The organism is Amycolatopsis sp. cmx-11-32 (assembly GCF_047608695.1).
Classification (GTDB): domain Bacteria; phylum Actinomycetota; class Actinomycetes; order Mycobacteriales; family Pseudonocardiaceae; genus Amycolatopsis.
The window spans coordinates 44,200-59,329 of the sequence record NZ_JADNQN010000002.1 but is presented as its reverse complement, the minus strand read 5'-3'; the positions used below and the strand labels follow the sequence as shown (position 1 = coordinate 59,329).

Here is a 15,130-nt window from a genome sequence, read left to right as displayed (position 1 = left end):
CCTGGATGGCGGGCACTGTCAGCCGGATGAGGTACAGTTGAATCTGACAACGGTTTCCATTACCCGGCGCCTGGGACACCTGGCCTGGGCATCCGCAGGAGTGCAGTAAATGAATTCCCGCCGTACTAAGAGTGTTTTCGCGGCCGTCTCGGCCCTGGCCGTCCTCGCGCTCGGCGCGACGGCTTGCGCGTCCGGTGACAAGGCGTCCACGGGCTCCGGTTCGCAGAACGCGTCCGCCGCGAACCCGGGCGGCGGCGAGAAGATCAAGGTCGTCGCCTCGACCGACGTCTGGGGCAGCGTCGTGACCGCCGTCGGCGGCGACAAGGTCGAGGTCACCTCGATCATCCACGATCCCTCGGCCGACCCGCACTCCTACGAGACCACCGCGAGCGACGCCATCGCCGCGAAGAACGCGAAGCTGACGCTGTCCAACGGCGGCGGCTATGACGAGTTCTTCTCGAAGCTCGCGGATCAGGCCGCCGGCGCGCAGAAGCTGGTCGCCGTCGACATCGCCGCGACCGGCAACGAGAACGAGCACGTCTGGTACAGCCTGCCCGGCGTCGAGAAGGTCGCCGACCAGGTCGCCGCGAAGCTCGGCGAGATCCAGCCCGCGTCGAAAGACGCTTTCACCGCCAACGCGACCGCGTTCAAGGGCAAGACCCAGGACCTGCTGAAGAAGGTCACCGGGCTGGGCGCCTCGGGCGGCAGGGTCGTCGCGACCGAACCTGTCGCGCACTACCTGCTCGACAGCGCGAAGGTCACTGACGCGACTCCGCCCGCCTTCGCCGAGGCCGTGGAAGCGGAGCAGGACGTGCCCGCCGCCGCGCTCAACCAGGTCAAGCAGCTGATCTCCGGTAAGCAGGTCAAGGCGCTGGTCAACAACGCGCAGACCACCACCCCGGTCACCCAGCAGGTCGTCGGCGACGCCAAGAGCGCCGGGATCGCGGTCGTCGATGTCACCGAAACGCTTCCCCAGGGTGTGACCGACTACATTGCATGGATGACCAAGGCAGTGGACGCGCTGGCGGGAGCACTCAAGTAGTGAGCTCCGTACCTGCCGAGGCGCGTGCGGGCGTCCGTGTCCGCGGGGCGAGCCTCGCGTTCGGCACCAGGACCCTCTGGTCCGGGCTCGACCTCGACGTCGAGCCCGGCGAGTTCCTCGCGATCCTCGGGCCGAACGGCTCCGGGAAGAGCAGCCTGCTCAAGGTGCTGCTCGGTCAGCAGGGACTGCCCGAGGGCACGGTCGAGATCGCGGGACGCCGCCCCGGCGGGCAGAACCGGCGGATCGGCTACATCCCGCAGCAACGCGCCCTCGACGAGGGCCTGACGATGCGAGGGGTGGACCTGGTCGGCCTCGGCCTGGACGGGCACCGGTGGGGGACCGGGCTCTTCGGCATTTCGAAACGACGTCAGCTGGTGTCGAAGGCGATCGAGTCCGTCGGCGCCCAGGCGTACGCGAAACAGCCGGTGGGGCGGCTTTCCGGCGGCGAGCAGCAGCGGCTCCGCGTCGCGCAGGCGCTCGTCGGCGACCCCGAGGTCCTGCTGTGCGACGAGCCGTTGCTCTCGCTCGACCTCGCCCACCAGCGCGCCGTGTCCGAACTGATCGACGAGCGGCGGCGTTCGGCGGACACCGCCATCCTGTTCGTCACCCACGAAATCAACCCGATCCTGTCCTATGTGGACCGGATGCTGTATCTGGTGAACGGCCAGTTCCGGGTCGGCAAGCCGGACGAGGTGATGAACTCGGAGACGCTGTCCGAGCTGTACGGCACGCGGATCGAGGTGCTCAAGGTAGGCGGGCAGATCCACGTCGCCGGGGCGCAGAGCTCGCTGTGCGAGGACGAACCCCACCATATCGACGAACAGGCCTGCTAGCACCGTGGACAAGATGTTCGACTTCGCCCTCACCGGCGAACTTCTCGGTCTCGACTTCGTACGGACGGCGCTGCTCGCGGCCGCCGTCCTCGGGCTGGTGGCGGGCGTGCTCGGCCCGCTGGTCGTCATGCGGCGGATGTCGTTCGCCGTGCACGGCACCGCCGAGCTGGCCTTCACCGGTGCGGCGGGCGCACTGCTGCTCGGCGTCGGCGTCGAATTCGGCGGCCTCGCGGGCGCGGTCATCGCCGCCCTGCTGATCGGGATCCTCGGTGGCCGCGAGTCCGAACGCGACTCGGTGATCGGCGTGATCCTCGCCTTCGGGCTCGGCATGGGCGTCCTGCTGCTGTCTTTCTACGAAGGCCGCAGCGCCAACAAGTTCGGCATCCTCGTCGGGCAGATCATCACCATCGACTCGACCAACCTGAACCTGCTCGTCGGCGCGTCGGTCGTCGTACTGGTGGTGCTCGCGGTGATCTACCGGCCGCTGCTGTTCGCCACGGTCGATCCCTCGGTCGCGACGGCGCGCGGTGTGCCGGTCCGGCTGTTGTCGCTGATCTTCGCGGTGCTGGTCGGCATTTCGAGCGCGCTTGGCGTGCAGATCGTCGGCGCGCTGCTCGTGGTCTCCCTGATGGTGACCCCGGCCGCCGCGGCCGCTCGGGTCACGGCGAGCCCGTGGAAGGCGACCGTGCTTTCGATCGTGTTCGCGGAGGTCGCGGCGCTCGGCGGGATCATCCTTTCGCTCGCGCCCGGGAAGCCGGTGAGCGCGTTCGTCACGACGATCTCGTTCGTGATCTACCTGGTCTGCCGCCTCATCGCGTGGCTGCGCGGGCGTACTTCGCGGGTCCGCGTCGAGCCGACGGCGACGCCGCGGCCCGCCTTGCGCTAGCGGATCGGGCGTTCGGCGAGTGCCTTCTTGACCGCTTCGAGGAACCCGGGGTCGATGAACGCGAGCTGACCCCCGGCCACACTGCGCTCCACGGTTTCGAGGACCACGACGTTCGCGTTCACGAAAGCGTCGACGGCCTCGGCCTGTGACGTCTTCTGGGTGAAGTGCGCCAGCATCGTCAGGTTCGTGAACGCGCCCGAGAGATACCGCGAAGACGCCTTCGTGAACGAGTCGCCGTAGATCAGGATCTTCTCGTCCACAGTCCCGATCAGCGGGCTCGCGGTGCGGTACACCGGCCGGTCGATGTCGCCGTTGGATTCGCCCGCGCGCTCCACCACGCCGTCCGGGCGGAGGCTGTACAGCGTGTTCGTCTTCGTGCCCTGCTTGTTGATCAGCGGCGGCAGGTCCGCGGCCGTGTCGTACTGGCCGACGGGAACACTCACCCAGGTCCGCGTGACACCCGGTTTGATCGCGTTCGCGATGGCGCGCGTCAGCACCAAGGCGCCTTCGTCGGCCCAGTGGGTGTCGTTCGACGGGTAGATCGGCCGCTGCACCCGGCCTTCGGACGCGCGCAGTTCGGGCCGCAGGTCGATCGCGCGGGCGTCCTTGAGCATGCGGTGCCAGGTGGTCGCCTCGGCCGAACGCGAGCAGTCCTTGCCGGGGTAGGTGTCGGGCAGGAACTGCGGGACCATCGTCGACTTGTCCGGCGCGACGACGAGTTCGAACCGCCTCCCGGACTGCTCGACCGCGCGCCGCAACTCGTTGATCTTGGCGATGGTTTCCGGCAGCGGCCGGGACGGATCGCATTTCGCGTCGGCGTCGTAGCCGTAGTACAGCCAGCCGTCGCGGCCCTGGACGACGCGGCGATAACCGGACGCGGCGTTCGGCGTCGGGCCCTGGGTGGGCGCGGTCTTGGGCGGCACGGGCGACGGCGGGGCGGGAATCGGGCCCGCCTGCTGCTGCGGCGGCGGCTGGTCGAGCGGGACATCCTCGCCGAAGACACCGCGGCTGATCGCGTCGGCGGCGGCGATCGCGCCCGGCCGGAACGACAGCTGGTCGATGGCCCAGGTCGGCAGGTCGGTGAAGAAACCCCAGCCCTTGTCGAGACCGGGGAAGCTCGCGAGCTTGTGGTTCTCGATCTCGCCCGGCCGCACGCCGAAGACCCACAGCAGGGCAGGGGTGGTGAAGAACAGCAGCGCGCTGATCAGCGCGGTCAGCTGCCTGCCGCCGTGGCGGGGACGGTGCAGCGCGTGCTCACGCGGAAGCCACGCCTCGTGGACGGCTGGCAGTTGCTGGGATTCGGACGCCACCCCTCCACCGTAATCACCCCTTGTCTCCCGCACGTGAGAACCGCCCCCAAAGCGCGTTTAGCGGGCTAAACGCGGTCCGGCCGCCTGGCCCGGCTCGCGTTTAGCCCGCTGAACGCGCTCAGTGGAGCATGAGCAGGACCTGGAGTTCCCCGACCAGGAAGCCGATGGCCCCGCCGACGGCGATGAGCTTCCACTCGTCCTGCCGGAACGCCGGCCGCAACAGCCCCTCGAACTCCAGCGGCGTCAGCCCGAGCATCCGCCGCTCGACGATCTTCGCGACGTCCATCGCCTCGGTCAGGTAGCCCTCGGCGTGGCGGATCGTCGGCGGCAGGTGTTCGAGCGCCTTCCGCGCGGCCGCTTGCTTGATCTCGCGCAGCCGTTGCCCGCCGACGGCCATCTCGACCATCGGTTTCGCGACGCTCACCTGCTCGTCGATGGCCTGCGCCACCAGCCGTTCGACCAGCGCGTACAGCCGGTCCGAGCGCGGCCCGCGCAGGACGGCGTCGAGCAGGTTCGGCACGGTGAGGATCTCGTTCGCGATCATCTCGCCGTACTGGTGCGCGACCTCGGCCCGCCGCCGCTGGAACTTGCCCTGCAGGACCACCCTGCCGATCCGCACCGGTTCGCGCGGCACGAAGATCAGCTTGATCGCCAGCCAGTCGGTGAACAACCCGATGCACCCGCCGAAGATCGGCAGTACCCAAGGTTCCTTCGTCAGCGCCCACACGAACGCCTGCACGACGCCGAGTCCGAAGCCGAAGTAGATCCCTGTGCGTGCGATGAACGCCATCTCCGGCCGTGACGTCTCGCGGATCAGCCGGACGAGCAGCTTCTTGTCGCTGGTCAGCCGCTGCACGGTCATATGCTGGAAGTCGAGTACCTCGTCGAGGTTCTCGGTCATCTCCGTCATGAACTCGCGCACCAGCCGCGGCGTCGAAGCCTGGACCTGCTTGATCAGCAGTTCCTGCGCCATCGTCGGCATGATCTCCCAGAGCCTGGGATGGTGCCGTTCCAGCACTTCGCGGGTGACCTCGTCCACCGCCCGCAGCAGCGGCTGCTCGATCTCGCGCGTGATGATCGCCGGGTCGATCCGGCGGAAAAGCTCCTTGACGTCCAGCAGGTTCGACGTCAGCAACTCGGTCGCGACGGCGGCCATCCGCCCGCCGTGCCTGGGCACCACTCCCTGCCAGCCGAGGAACGGCTTGATCCCGACGAACTCCAGCGGCTTGAACATCATCTCGATGGCGACGCGTTTGGTGACGTAGCCGATCAGCGCGGCGATGAACGGGATCGCGGCGTACAGCCACCAGTGCCGGGCGAGGTCGTCGAGGACGGCGTCCATGCGACCTCCTCGCTTGCTCTCCGAAGATGGGAAACCGTATCGGCTGGTCGTCAGTGAAGCAGCAGAAGTACCTGAAGTTCACCGACAAGGCCACCGATGACGGCGCCGACGGCGATCAGTTTCCACTCGTCCTGCCGGAACGCCGGGCGTAGCAACTGCTCGAATTCCAGCGGGTTGAGCTGCCGCATTCTGTCCACAATGGTGTTCCGGACGTCGAGCGCGTTGACCGCGTAGCCCTCGGCGTGCCGGATCGTCTCCGGGATCCGTGCCGCCGCCTTCGACGCCGCCGTCTGCTTCATCTCCTGGAACTTCCTGCTCCCGACGGCCATCGCGACGAACGGCTTCACGACGCTGGCCTGCGTGTCGATGGTCCGCTGCACCTCACGGGTGATCATCGTGAACAGTTTGTCCGACTTCGGCCCGCTCAGCACGGCTTCGAGCAGGTTCGGGATGGTGATGATCTCGCGCGCGATCATGTCGCCGTAGTCGGCGGCCACCTGGTCCTTGCGTTTCTGGAACACGCCTTGCCAGGTGTAGAAGCCGAAGAACCGCTTCGGCTCGCGCGGCAGGAAGATCATCTTCAGGGCGATCCAGTCGGTGAACCAGCCGATGGCGATACCGAACAGCGGTAGCACGATCGGCGACTTCGTCAGCGCCCACACGAGCAACTGCACGCAGCCGAGGGAGAAGCCGAACACGATCCCCGACCGCGCGATGAACCGCATCTCCGGCCGCGAGATGTCGCGGATCAGGCGGTTCAGCAACGCCTTGTCACGCACCAGGTTCGTCACGACCATGTGCTTGAGGTCGAGGACGTCCTCGATGTTCTCCGCGATCTCGCCCATGATCTTCGTGATCGCGCGTGGCGCCTCGGCCTGTACGCGTTTCAGGAGCAGCTGCTGGGCGGTGTTCGGCAGTACTTCCCACAGTCGCGGCTGGTACTGCTCCATCACCTCGCGGGTGACTTCCTCGACGACCCGCAGCAGTGGTTGCTCGATCTCCTTCGCCACCTGGGCCGGGTCGAGCCTGGCGAAAATCTCCTTCGGGTCGACGAGATTGTTCGTCAGCATCTCGGTGGCGGTGGCCGCCATCCGCTCGGCGTTCGCCGGCAGCACGCCCTGCCAGCCGAGGAACGGTTCGACACCGACGAATTCCACCGGCTTGAACATCATCTCGATGGCGACGCGTTTGGTGACGTAGCCGATCAGCGCCGCGATGAACGGCATGCTGACGTACACCGGCCAGTGCTCGCCCAGATCGGCGACGACGGCGTCCACTCGAAGCCCCTCCCGCGTCTCGCTAGAGGGAACCTAGCCGCCTGTCCTCAATGGAGGAGGAGCAGGACCTGAAGTTCACCCACGAGCCCGCCGATCACCGCGCCGACCGCGATCAGCTTCCCTTCGTCCTGCTGGAAGGCGGGTCGCAGGATCCCTTCGAACTCGAGCGGGGTCAGTTGCTGCATCTTCACGACGATCGTGTCGCGGACGTCGAGCGCGTCAGTGGCGTAGCTGTCCACGTGTTTCACCGTTTCGGGGAGGTACGCGATCACCTTCTCCGCCGCGGCCACCTTCATCTCCTGGTACTGCTTGCCGCCGACGGTCAGCGCCACCAACGGTTTCGCGATGCTCGCCTGCGCGTCGACGGTCCGCCGGACCTCGCGGCTGATCATCGAGAACAACTTGTCCGACTTCGGCCCGGTGAGCACGGCCTCCAGCACGTTCCGGACGGTGAGCACCTCGTCCGCGATCAGCGCGCCGTAGTCGCGGGCGACCGCCTTGCGGCGTTTCTGGAACATGCCCTGCCAGCTGAAGAACAGGAACCGGCGCGGCTCACGCGGGTAGAAGATCATTCTCAGGGCCAGCCAGTCCGTGACGAACCCCGTGACGAAACCGAAGATCGGCATGATCAACGGCTGCTTCGTCAGCGCCCAAGCGACGAACTGGACCAGGCCGATGACGAAGCCGAACCAGATCCCGGACCGGGCGATGAAGCGGAGTTCCGGGGTCGCGACCTCCTTGATCAGGCGGCAGGTCAGCGATTTGTCCCGGACCATCGCGTTGATCAGCATCTCGTTGACGTCGAGGACCTCGTCGATGTTCGTCGACACCTCGCGCAACAGCCGCGCGACGACCTTCGGCGCCTGCGCCCGGACCTGATCGACCAGCATCCGCTGCGCCCGCGTCGGGAGCAGTTCCCACAATCTGGGCTGGTACTGCTCCATCACCTCGCGGGTGACGTCCTCGACGGCCTTGAGGAGCGGCTCTTCCAGTTCCTTGACGACCTCGTCGGGATCGAGCCGGGAGAAGATCTCCCGCGGATCGACGAGGTTCTTGGTCAGCAGGTCGACGGCGGTGGTCGCCATCCGGCGAGAGTTGGCCGGGATGACTCCCTGCCAGCCGAGGAAGGGTTTGATCCCGACGAATTCCAGCGGCCGGAACATCATCTCGATGGCGACGCGTTTCGTGATGTAGCCGATGAGCGCGGCGATGAAGGGCATCGTGGCGTAGATGTGCCAGTGCTCCCTGATGTCGTCGAGGATCGCCGAGATGTCCAACCGGGCCTCCCCCTGCTTACGACCTGTCGACAATGCAGGATGCCAGGTGATCGGTCGGTCGCCCGCCGAGTGCAGCCGTTTGGCGGTACTACTCGACGGGCCCAAGCTCATTAAGGTGTCCGCCATGGTCGCTCCTGAGAAGACGGCGCCTCAGGCGCCCTCAGCGAAATCGCCCCAGTTCGCGGGCTCCGTCCGCGGATACGACAAGCGTCAGGTCGACGAGCGGCTCGCCGAACTGTCGACCGAACTCAAGCAGACCTCGCGCAACCGCGACGAGGCCGTGGCGACCGCCGGTGAACTCACCAAAGCGCTCGGCCACGCCCAGAAGGAACTGGACGAGACCAAGGCCGCCCTCGTGCGGATGAGCGCGAGCCCGTCCGGCGCCGGCGCGATGGCCGAACGCGTCCGCATGATGATGCAGCTCGCCGAGGAGGAGATCGCCGACCTCAAGGCGGCCGCGGAAGCCGACGCCAAGTCGACCCGCGCCGAGGCGGACAGGTATGCCCACGAGACGCAGCGCGCGAGCGACAAGGCGGCCAAGGACGCTCAGGCCGAGAGCGAGCGGCTGAACTCCGAGGCGGCGCAGAAGCGCAAGGAACTGGACATGGAGAGCGTCCGGACTCGTGCCGCCGCGGACAAGAAGGCCGAGGAGGCTTCGGCGGCTCGTCGCGCGGAGGCGGAGAAGGTCGCCGCGGACAAGATCGCGGAAGCCGACCGGGTCTCGGCGGACAAGCGTGCCGAAGCCGAGCGGCTTTCGGCGGAGAAGATCGCCAAGTCGGAGAAGTCTTCGGCGGAGGACATCGCCGCGAAGCAGGAGCAGGTCGCGGAGGCCCTCACCGACGCGAAGACCAAGCAGGCCGAGGCTCAGCAGGCCCGGAAGCTCGCGCTGGAACTCCGGTCGAAGGTCGCCGAACGGCTCTCCGCCACGGACGTCGCCGTCCAGGAGGCCATCAAGCTGCTGGCTCCCGCCCCCGAGGCACCCGCGGCCGCCGCTGCGCCCAAGGCGGCTGAAGCACCCAAGCCGGTTCCCGCCAAGACCAACGGCCCACGCCCTTCCTGATCTCTCGACGCTGGACGACGGCGAACAGCTCGTCGTCGTCCAGCCCCTGCGATCCGAGGCCTCCCGTGGAGGTTGTGACGGTGATCCTGGCCAAAGAGCGCTTGGCGGTCTGCGAATTCGCCCGCCGGATGACCACCGGCGGACTGGTGGTCGGCACGTCCGGCAACGTCTCCGCGAGGCAGGGCGAGCTGATCGCGGTGACCCCGACCGGGGTCGACTACGCCGGGCTGCGGCCGGAAGACGTGCCCGTGGCCCACCTCGACGGCAAGATCGTCGACGGCTCGCTCGAACCGACCAGCGAACTCCCGATGCATCTCGCCGTCTACCGGCAGGCGGCCGATCCGGACGGCAAGGCGGTCTCCGCCGTGGTGCACACGCATTCCGTGCACGCCACGGCCGTCTCCACCCTCGTCACCGAGGTACCGGCGATCCACTACATGCTCGCCTCGATCGGCCCGACGGTCCGCGTCGCGTCCTACGCGACGTACGGCACCGAAGAGCTCGCCAAAACCATGCTGGAGGCCATGGAAGGCCGCCGAGGCTGCCTGCTGGCCAATCACGGCACGATCACCTTCGGCGACAGCCTCGGCTCCGCGTACAGCCGGGCACAGCAGCTCGAGTGGGCCTGCCAGGTCTGGTTGACGGCGCGGGCGGCAGGAACGCCGAACCTGCTCCCGCCCGCCGAGATCGAGCACGTCGTGGAGAAACTCCGCGGCTACGGGCAGCGTTAGGAGGCGGCGGGCTCCACTTCGAGATCTACCGCGTGCACCGCGTCGAGGAGTTCGACGACGTTGGGGTCGTCGACGGCTTCCTTGATGCATTGCCACAGCTGAAGGTTCGCCAGCGCCCACCGCGAGTAGGTCTCAGCGGCCTTCGGGTTGTAGAAGTAGTAGCCGCCGTCGTGGACATCGCGTTGCTCGCCGACGATCTTGTGCGCCAGCTCGCGGAGGCTCAGCCCGTTCTCTCGCAGATAGCGGTGGGCGAGCACGACGGGCGTCACCGGCAGCGCCTTGAACAGCGTGTCGGCGTCGCTCAACGCCTGGGCCTCCAGCGAGATGTGCCGGCCGCGGGTCGCCATCTCGGCCTCGTCGATGATCTCGTCGATCCACCGGGCCACGGCGTCCTCGACGCCGCACTCCCGCAGGATGCCCAACCGGAGGTCTCGCCCGGCGGCCGCGGGGGAGTTCCGGAGCACGATGTAGTTCACGTCGTGCACCAGTGCCGCCACCTCCACGACGGTGCGATCCGCACCGTTGTGCTCGGCGAACCCCGCGGCCTTGGCCCGGACGAAACTCACGTGATGCCAGCCGTGGAACTGCAGTTTGTCCGCATAGCGCCAGCACAGTCGCCGGACGCGATGCTCGACGGCGTCGATGGTCTGGGAAGGAATCGTGTTCTTTCGCGCGCGCATACACCTCTCCGATCCCGTTTACGGGTGGAGTAATGGTATGCGCTTCGACGGCGGTGTGTAGTTAGATACGGTCGGCCAGGTCCCCCAATCGGACCTCCACCGGAACGTGACGATGCCCGATTCCGGTCTTCGGGTCATAGGAAAGACTGAACTCGCTTACCGGGCGTGATTTCACCAAAAACGTCATAGTCCCTTCGGTGGCTTCGGGAATCCGATGGAACTCGTCCGCGTACATGACGCCTACCGACCCGGCCTGGCACAGTGCGCTACGTCGTAACCGAACCGATGTGATCAATCCGGAGAGCTGGTCGCGCAGGGTCGAATAACGCTCGTGGACGTAGTGGCCACGGAGGATCGTGGTGCAGAAGTGATATCTGTGGTTGTGCACGGAATCGGCGTAGCCCTCACGCCAGTCTTGCGGTGCCTTGTACTCGTGGAGCCAGAGTGAAAAGGGATCCGTCGGGGAATCGAGCAGGCACCAGGCGAAGTGGGTGGTCGTCTCGCGGGATCGGCCGAGTACCGCGCTTGCCTCGTCCGGGCTCAGCGAATCCAGGTGCTGCCGAAGGTCCGTGCGCAGCTCGGGTCTCGACGTCCAGTCCCGGAAGATCTCGTCGACGACTTGCCAATGCTGCGCCAGCGGCAGGTCCGTCGTGCGGAGCAACGCGGACAACCGGGTGAGGGGGGACAAGCGAGTGAGCAACTTCAGCTCCTCAGTTCTAGTAATTCGTGACGCCGAGAGGTCAGGGGTTCAACTCGGCGAGTGTGGTGAACTCCTTCCGGAAGGCGTGGAATTTCGCTTCCAGTTCGAGGAAGTTCTGTTCGGATAGGGGTGAGCCCGTGATCTTTTCGTACAGGGCGAGGAAATCCGCCCTCGTCGTCGTGGTGGAGATGCGGAAGTGCCGTCCGGCGCGGGACTGGGACACCCGCAAAAATTCGGAGCGCTCCTTGTTGTACAGGAAGGAACCTTCGCTGAACCGTAGTGTCCGCGGATACAGCGTGGTCGCGCCGCGGATGTCGCTGTACAGGGTCACCCAGACGCTCTCGTCGAATACCTCGAGCCGGTCCAGCGGCGGGTCGGCTACGACGGTGATGTCCACCAGCGAGCAGCGGCTGCGGGCCAGGAACAGCCCGACCAGGCCGATGCTGATCTCGTCGTTGAGCCGGGATTGGATCGTCTCGTAGTCCATGCCCGCCTCTTCGCTGCGCAGGAGATAGCGCGCTCTGCCGCTGATGGCCCCCTCGTCGCGCGGGTCGGCGATGACCACGCGAAGCTCCCTTTCCGTGCGGGACAACAGCAATCGGGCCGCGGCGTGCCTGCCGGAGAAGCCGCGGAAGAAGTAGTGCCTTGCCACGTCGAGGTCTTCGGTCATGACCCGGTTGAACAACGGATCCGGGTCGGCGGTCGCCTCGAAGACGTGGGTGGGAAAGAATTCCTTGTTGAGCGAACGGTATTCGGCGCTGAGCGCTTCCAGCGCGCGGCGGCTTTCCTCGATCACCGGGGTCACCATCGCGCGCTGTGACGCGGCCGCGGTGATCAGGGTCTGGCCGAAGCCGACCACGGCGGAGATCAGGGTGCCGGTGCCCAGTGAAGTGAGCAGGGTCTTGCCGGCGCCGGGATCCATCATGCTGGAGATCCACAGGCTGAGGCCCGCGATGACGACCAGTACGGTGAGCAACAGGCTCGTCCTGGTCCAGAAGATCTCTTGCAGTGGGGTACGGCGGAGCCGGTCGGCGTCCGCGGGCACGGGGGTCACCTCCTTGATCCGCACCCGAACGGACGAACGCATTGCGTATCTGTTCGAGTGCGGGGAGTTACTCTACGCGCCTGGTGACCATGCCGAAATAAGAAATTCGGGGGAAAGATACCAACAGCGAACGTAACGCACGGCTATACCTTATTCGCGGCCGAGGTTTCGCCGAAACGCGGAAAAACCGCTCACGGAGCGTGCGGAAGGATCCCTTCGTACCAAGCGGGGCCGGGCTTCGCGGACGACAGTGTTTCGACAACGGCCGAAGAGGGCGCGGAGTACACCGTGGGGAAGTCGATCTCACCTCTGGTGGGGTCCAGGGTCCACGCGAGTCGCTCATCTTCCGGCGAACTCTTTCGCAGGAAAGGAAAGTGTGCGTCCGCGCCGTTCTTGTTACCTCTCGGGTCGAGCCGGATCCACCGGTCCAGACCGGCGATGTACACGCCGTTGAGCCCGTGCAGGACGCCGATCCGCTGATAGCAGAACCCGGCCGGGATACCCTGGCTGCGAAGCAAAGCGGCCAGCAGATGGGCCTTCGCGTAGCAGAGGCCGACCCGCTCGCGCAGAACCTCGGAGGCCATAAGAGTGACTCGGGAATCGGCGGCGTCCACCGAATGGGCGATGTCGTCGCGCACGAAGTGAAACATCGAACGAATCACGTCGACTTCGGTGCCGCCGGTCGGTGACAGCACGTCAGCCGTTTCGCGGATCAGCGGATGATCGTGATCGATGACTTCGTCGACGGCGAGATAGTCTTCGAGCCGCTCGGATTCGATCTTCAAGGTGATTTTCACGTTGCGCCGTCCAGTACGGTGTCGATGGCTTCTTCGAGGAATTTCGGACCGGCTTCGCCGCCGCGTAGCAGTAGCCGGAACCAGATCGCTCCCGCGAGCAAATCCATCACCACGACCGGGTCGGCGCCTGCCCGTAGTTCGCCCCTGGTGGCGGCGCGTTCGAAGATCGGCTTTTCTCGAGTCGAACGGTCGGCGAAGAAGCTTCGCGACACATCGCCGAGTTCCGGACGGCGGGGGGCCGCCGTCAGTGTCGCCGTGACGATCGGCGCGGTGTGCTCCGAGGTCAGCAGCCGGTGGATCTGCGTTGCCACGGCGAGAAGATCTCCGCGAAGGCTGCCGGTGTCCGGGACGGCGAGCGCGAAGAGTTCCGAGTCGCGCAGCGCCGCGGCCAGGAGCGCGTCCTTGGACGACCACCACCGGTACAGCGTCGTCTTGTTGACGCCGGACCGGGCGGCGACGGCCTCGATGGCGAGCTTCTCGTAGCCGTACTCGGCCAGCAGCTCGAGGGTTGCGGCGAAGATCGCCTCGGCCTTGCGGGGACCGTTCCGCGTGCTCACCGGACGACAATACAACGCACCGTTGCGTCGTGCGACGATCGCCAGTACTTTGCAACGCAACGGTGCGTTGCATTCAGGAGGTAGATCCATGGTCCCCCTCGTCTTCGTCCACGGCGTCCGGCTCAGCGGTGCCGCCTGGGCCGAGCAACTCGAATACTCGGGCGCTTCCGCACGAGCGATCGATCTGCCGGGGCACGGCACCCGCCGAGGCGAGCGGTTCACCCTGCACGATGCGGTGGACGCCGTCGTCGACGGTATCGAGGAGCCCGCCCTGGTCGTCGGGCACTCTCTCGGCGGCTACGTCGCCATCGCCGCCGCGGCACGTCATCCGGATCGTGTCGCCGGCCTCGTCGTCGCGGATTCGACCTATCTGCCCGGGCGGACGCTGGAGACGCCGTTCCGTGTCGCGCACCGCCTGCTCATGCGCCGCCCGGACCAGGGCGAACGGCTCAGCCGGTGGCTGTTCGAGAGTGTCCTGCCGCCGAAGCTCGCCAAAGCGGTGATCGAGGGTGGCATCGCGACCGAGGTGATCCCGGAGATCGCCAAGGCCTTCGCCGAGTTCGACGTGCTCGCCGAACTCGCGACCTATCCGGGCCCGACCTGGCTGATCAACGGCTCACGCGACCACTTCCGGCGCCACGAACGCCGCTTCCTCGGCGCTTGCGCCGATGGCAGGCTGATCACCGTTCCGAAGGCCGGGCACTACCTGCCGATGGCGCGTGGCAAGGAATTCTCTCAGCTCGTGCTCGACGCGGCCCGCAGCCTGTCGATCTCTCGCGCCAACTCCAAGCGGAGCGAGTCGTGCTGAGGACCCAGGGACTCACCCCAGTTTTCACGCGGGTAAAGCCAGACCGGCCGCCCGACGAGGTCCGTCGGCTCCCAGCCGTAGCGCGGCCAGATGTGCGCGTGCAGGAACGGATCCGTGTTGCCGAGGATCTCCAGGTTGACGCGACGGAAGCCGGGATCCCTTCGCCTGCAGACGTTTTCGACCGCTTCGCCGAGCAGCTCCATGTCCGACAGGAACTCCAGCCGCCGTTCGCGTGGCAGCTCGGTCAAGCGGCAGGCGGCGGGATCGTCGGTCAGGAGAACGCAGTAGCCCGGTAGGAACTGCGTATCGCCGATCACCGCGAATCCGGTGTCCAGCCGTCGCAGCACCGTCGGGTTCTCGCCGCGCAGCGCCGACCCGACCCGATCCCGTTTCCAGTCGTCGGTCATGAGTCAGGCTAGCCGACCGGCATGAGCGAGCCTTCGGCGTTGGTCGTGAACTGGGTCGCCAGCCGGACCGGAGCCGGGTGCGGGGCCAGGACGATCGACGCGAACGGGGTCGAGGTCACCCCGGTCGCGTAGTTGGTCTGCAGATGCACGCTGACATGCACGTTCCGGTCGGCGGGGATCTCGAACGTGACGGAGCCCCACGAGACCACGTACTGCCTGCCGTCGATGCTCGTGAAAGGCGCGTAGTGGCGCACCGCGTTGGCGCTGAAGGGAGATATCTCGACAACGAGCAGCCGGCGCGGACCGTCGTGGTTGTCGACGTAGGGGATCACGCCGGGCTGAGTGGCCAGGTCGGTCATTCTCGGTGCTCCATCAGAA

The 15,130-nt window shown here is 66.7% G+C and carries 17 protein-coding genes; 6 read left to right on the top strand and 11 right to left on the bottom strand.

The window, feature by feature from the left end:
* Nucleotides 1-109 precede the first annotated feature (109 nt).
* Genes ACM6LR_RS04810 through ACM6LR_RS04800 form a run of 3 tightly spaced genes read left to right on the top strand, consistent with a single transcriptional unit; the run spans nt 110 to nt 2,761 of the window.
* Entirely contained in the window at nt 110-1,042 is a 933-nt protein-coding gene (locus ACM6LR_RS04810) for a metal ABC transporter solute-binding protein, Zn/Mn family (protein ID WP_414941977.1), read from the top strand.
* Nucleotides 1,042-1,875 (top strand): metal ABC transporter ATP-binding protein, encoded by an 834-nt coding sequence (locus tag ACM6LR_RS04805; RefSeq protein ID WP_414943253.1) that lies wholly within the window; start codon nt 1,042-1,044, stop codon nt 1,873-1,875. Before ACM6LR_RS04810 ends, ACM6LR_RS04805 begins: the two co-directional genes overlap by 1 nt.
* Before the next feature lie 4 nt (nt 1,876-1,879).
* Nucleotides 1,880-2,761: a metal ABC transporter permease gene (locus tag ACM6LR_RS04800; RefSeq protein ID WP_414943252.1), complete on the top strand. Its 882-nt coding sequence runs from the start codon at nt 1,880-1,882 to the stop codon at nt 2,759-2,761.
* Here ACM6LR_RS04800 and ACM6LR_RS04795 read toward each other — a convergent pair.
* From ACM6LR_RS04795 to ACM6LR_RS04780, 4 genes are all read right to left on the bottom strand, one after another.
* A complete protein-coding gene (locus ACM6LR_RS04795) occupies nt 2,758-4,071 on the bottom strand; it encodes an alginate O-acetyltransferase AlgX-related protein (protein ID WP_414941981.1) in 1,314 nt (437 codons plus the stop codon). The genes ACM6LR_RS04800 and ACM6LR_RS04795 overlap by 4 nt on opposite strands.
* A 118-nt stretch (nt 4,072-4,189) precedes the next feature.
* Entirely contained in the window at nt 4,190-5,413 is a 1,224-nt protein-coding gene (locus ACM6LR_RS04790) for a DUF445 domain-containing protein (RefSeq protein WP_414941982.1), read from the bottom strand.
* Between the two features lie 50 nt (nt 5,414-5,463).
* Nucleotides 5,464-6,690 carry a DUF445 domain-containing protein gene (locus ACM6LR_RS04785; RefSeq protein WP_414941983.1) on the bottom strand — a complete coding sequence of 409 codons (1,227 nt, stop codon included), beginning with the start codon at nt 6,688-6,690 and terminating at the stop codon, nt 5,464-5,466.
* Nucleotides 6,691-6,737: 47 nt separating this feature from the next.
* Entirely contained in the window at nt 6,738-7,967 is a 1,230-nt protein-coding gene (locus tag ACM6LR_RS04780) for a DUF445 domain-containing protein (protein WP_414942034.1), read from the bottom strand.
* A 124-nt stretch (nt 7,968-8,091) separates the two neighbouring features.
* On the opposite strand from ACM6LR_RS04780, the gene ACM6LR_RS04775 reads away from it, so the two are divergent.
* Both ACM6LR_RS04775 and ACM6LR_RS04770 read left to right on the top strand, forming a co-directional pair.
* Nucleotides 8,092-9,027 (top strand): hypothetical protein, encoded by a 936-nt coding sequence (locus ACM6LR_RS04775; protein WP_414941984.1) that lies wholly within the window; start codon nt 8,092-8,094, stop codon nt 9,025-9,027.
* 80 nt (nt 9,028-9,107) lie between these two features.
* A complete protein-coding gene (locus ACM6LR_RS04770) occupies nt 9,108-9,758 on the top strand; it encodes a class II aldolase/adducin family protein (protein WP_414943522.1) in 651 nt (216 codons plus the stop codon).
* Here ACM6LR_RS04770 and ACM6LR_RS04765 read toward each other — a convergent pair.
* The 5 genes from ACM6LR_RS04765 to ACM6LR_RS04745 form a co-directional block, all read right to left on the bottom strand.
* Entirely contained in the window at nt 9,755-10,438 is a 684-nt protein-coding gene (locus ACM6LR_RS04765; protein ID WP_414943251.1) for an HD domain-containing protein, read from the bottom strand. The two genes, ACM6LR_RS04770 and ACM6LR_RS04765, sit on opposite strands and share 4 nt — an antisense overlap.
* 61 nt (nt 10,439-10,499) lie before the next feature.
* Nucleotides 10,500-11,138, bottom strand: coding sequence for a hypothetical protein (locus ACM6LR_RS04760; RefSeq protein WP_414941986.1), 639 nt, complete (start codon nt 11,136-11,138; stop codon nt 10,500-10,502).
* A 40-nt stretch (nt 11,139-11,178) separates the two neighbouring features.
* Nucleotides 11,179-12,225 carry a hypothetical protein gene (locus ACM6LR_RS04755; RefSeq protein WP_414941987.1) on the bottom strand — a complete coding sequence of 349 codons (1,047 nt, stop codon included), beginning with the start codon at nt 12,223-12,225 and terminating at the stop codon, nt 11,179-11,181.
* 149 nt (nt 12,226-12,374) lie between these two features.
* Nucleotides 12,375-12,980, bottom strand: a complete 606-nt coding sequence (locus ACM6LR_RS04750; protein ID WP_414941988.1) for a transglutaminase-like domain-containing protein — start codon at nt 12,978-12,980, stop codon at nt 12,375-12,377.
* The gene (locus ACM6LR_RS04745) at nt 12,977-13,537 is read right to left on the bottom strand and encodes a TetR/AcrR family transcriptional regulator (protein ID WP_414941989.1); all 561 of its coding nucleotides are present in this window, start codon (nt 13,535-13,537) and stop codon (nt 12,977-12,979) included. The genes ACM6LR_RS04750 and ACM6LR_RS04745 overlap by 4 nt, the downstream gene beginning before the upstream one ends.
* An 88-nt stretch (nt 13,538-13,625) precedes the next feature.
* Here ACM6LR_RS04745 and ACM6LR_RS04740 point away from each other — a divergent pair, with 88 nt between their 5' ends.
* Nucleotides 13,626-14,345: an alpha/beta fold hydrolase gene (locus tag ACM6LR_RS04740; protein WP_414941990.1), complete on the top strand. Its 720-nt coding sequence runs from the start codon at nt 13,626-13,628 to the stop codon at nt 14,343-14,345.
* Here the strand turns inward: ACM6LR_RS04740 and ACM6LR_RS04735 are convergent.
* Together ACM6LR_RS04735 and ACM6LR_RS04730 are read right to left on the bottom strand one after the other, a co-directional pair.
* Nucleotides 14,273-14,752, bottom strand: a complete 480-nt coding sequence (locus ACM6LR_RS04735; RefSeq protein WP_414941991.1) for an HIT family protein — start codon at nt 14,750-14,752, stop codon at nt 14,273-14,275. The two genes, ACM6LR_RS04740 and ACM6LR_RS04735, sit on opposite strands and share 73 nt — an antisense overlap.
* A gap of 8 nt (nt 14,753-14,760) precedes the next feature.
* Nucleotides 14,761-15,111 carry a hypothetical protein gene (locus tag ACM6LR_RS04730; RefSeq protein WP_414941992.1) on the bottom strand — a complete coding sequence of 117 codons (351 nt, stop codon included), beginning with the start codon at nt 15,109-15,111 and terminating at the stop codon, nt 14,761-14,763.
* Between the last annotated feature and the right edge of the window lie 19 nt (nt 15,112-15,130).